The sequence below is a fragment of the Microcoleus sp. Pol12B4 genome, assembly GCF_036701385.1.
Lineage (GTDB): Bacteria > Cyanobacteriota > Cyanobacteriia > Cyanobacteriales > Microcoleaceae > Microcoleus.
The window spans coordinates 1-2677 of record NZ_JAUBQR010000393.1 but is presented as its reverse complement, the minus strand read 5'-3'; the positions used below and the strand labels follow the sequence as shown (position 1 = coordinate 2677).

The 2677-nt window shown below is 50.5% G+C and carries 1 protein-coding gene and 1 pseudogene; both read left to right on the top strand.

The annotated features are described in order from the left end of the window. Positions 1–942: ATP-binding cassette domain-containing protein (locus QUA38_RS28440; protein ID WP_333167779.1), on the top strand; the 942-nt coding region annotated here is incomplete at its 5' end. 341 nt (positions 943–1283) lie between these two features. Beyond that, a pseudogene (locus QUA38_RS28435) lies at positions 1284–2677 on the top strand (NHLP bacteriocin export ABC transporter permease/ATPase subunit); the annotation flags it as partial.

Genomic DNA, 2677 nt, shown 5'->3' with positions numbered 1-2677 from the left:
GGTTTGAGTATCGGGATGTTAATTGCCTATCAAAGTCTCACTCAACAATTCCTCCGACCAGTCAACAATCTAGTCAACTTTGGCAGCACTCTGCAAGAATTAGAAGCCGATTTAAACCGACTTGATGACGTTCTCCAAAACCGGATCGATCCAGAAGCAGACCGCGATTCTTTTAATAGTGGAAACGACCGCGCCGCCCTTGCACCAGATTCTTTTCATTTGCAGGGCTGGATTGAATTGCGCGGTGTCAGTTTTGGCTACAGCCGCTTGGAAGCGCCGCTAATTGAAAATTTGAACTTAACAGTCAAACCTGGTCAGCGGGTAGCGTTAGTGGGGGGCAGCGGTTCGGGCAAATCTACTATTGCCAAACTTGTTACCAGACTTTACGAACCAATCAATGGCGAAATTTTATTTGATGGGGTTCCCCGCAATTTGATTCCGCGTTCTATCCTAGCAAATTCGCTGGCAATGGTCGAACAAGAAATATTTCTATATGCCGGCACTGTTCGGGAAAATCTCACGCTTTGGGACCCGACAGTACCGGAAGCAGATTTAGTGCAAGCGTGCATTGATGCGGCAATTCACGAACTTATTTTGAATATGCCAGGAGGATACGATGCTCAACTCAATGAAGGGGGGACAAATATGAGCGGCGGACAGCGGCAGCGCTTGGAAATTGCCAGGGCATTAGTGAGGAATCCAGCGGTGTTGGTGCTGGATGAAGCAACAAGTGCTCTGGATGCTGAAACAGAGTTAATTATCGATCACAATTTGAGGCGTCGCGGTACTTCTTGTATTGTGGTTGCTCACCGTTTGAGTACGATTCGAGATTGCGATGAAATTATTATGCTTGCAGGGGGGAAGGTAGTTCAGAGAGGGACTCATGAGGAGTTGCAAAAGCTAGGAGGTGCTTATGCTCGTTTGGTTGGGAACGAACAATAAACAGCAGAAATACAGCAGTTTTTAGGTAAGGTATATAGCCCTTGTAGGGACACAGGAATAGCCATTGGTTTCAACTTCACCTGTCAGCCCGCCAACCCGGTAGTCCGCCAGGGAATGAATTCCCTGTCTAATAGCTAAAGTCCTCTGAAGAGGACTGAAATGAATGATGGTTTGATTTGGCTATTCAGTCGGTTTTAACCGACTTTAGCTATGAGACGGGGATTTTATTAATCCCCGGCGGATCTGTGGATTAGCCCGATCGATTCAATCGGACTGTCTTCTTTGAGGCAGGGCTTTAAACCCCTGCCCGACTTGATTTTACTAATCGCAAATTACTAGCTATGCTCGATCTAAATCCTGTTAAGAAACTGCACCGAATTAAAGGAAATGAACCGCTGCTGCTGAATGACCCGCATCAGGTATGGATTGTTCGATCGGGCGCGATCGCAGTTTTTGCAGCCAAAATACAAAGTGAGAAGCCTGCCGGAAACCGCCATTATCTGTTCGGCGTCGGTGCAGGCGAGGCTTTGTTCGGCGCCGCCCTGGGGTATGAGTGGGGACTTCTGGCGATCGCGATCGCCGAAACGGAACTGGGACCGATCGCGATCGCAGATTGTGCCGCTTTAGTTGCTGCTGGTGACAGCAAAACGCGATCGCTTGTGGAAGGGTGGATACAGAATTTGGGAGAACGAGTGATTCCCTACGGGATAGATGCGCTTCACGCCCCCGATGAAAAAGTTGCCCCAGAAACTGTTGTTTTAGCAGCGTCGCAGCAGATATCGCTGCAAAAAGGTCAAATGCTGCGATCGCCGCCGGGAACAGTTGTCTGGGTGCGCGTCTCGTCGGGCGATGCGAGTGTCGGGGAATTGAAGTTAAATGCCGCTTCTCCAGCCTTTCCTTTGGCTGGGAATATCCTGCTGGTGGCATCCGGGGAAGTTGAGGTGCAAATTTTCTCAACAGCAGAGGTGGAAAATGCCGACTGGCTGCGCCTGAGTTTAGCTTTGCTGCACGAGTATTTCTGCTGCTGCTTGAACTTGCTGGTTTCCCAGCAAAAAGCAGAGGAATTCCGGCGCTTTCAGGAACGAGAACAGCTAAACCGCCAAGTAACTCAGACAGCTTTGGGAGAGTTAACCGAGGTGCTGCATCCCCGGAAAACTGCCTTGTCTGAGGAAGGAACGCCGCTGTTAATCGCTGCTGGGGCTGTAGGTAAGGCACAAGGGATAACAGTCAATCCCCCGGCGGGCTCCGAAGATTTCAGCCGAGTTAAAGATCCGATGGAGGCGATCGCGCGATCGTCCCAATTTCGCACCCGCCGCGTGCTGCTGGTTGGAGATTGGTGGCGGCAGAACTGCGGCCCACTTTTGGCTTATACAAAGTCCGACGAGCGACCAGTAGCTTTGTTGCCCGGTAAGGGATCTCGTTATACTTTGTTCGATCCGATCGAGCGCAGTCGCCAACGGGTAACTAAAGCAGTAGCCCAAGAGTTGTCGCCAGAAACTCTCATGTTTTACCGACCCCTGCCGCTATTAGTTCGCAACGCTGCGGAACTGTTTAGGTTCGGGACGAAGGGCTACGAAAAAGACATGATCGCTGCTTTCGGGCTAGGGATATTGGGAACGCTGCTGGGGATGGTGACGCCGCAAGCTACCTCGATTTTAGTCAATGATGCTATTCCTGACAGCGATCGTTTGTTACTGTGGCAGTTAGGGCTGGTATTGTTAGTTGCGGCGATCGG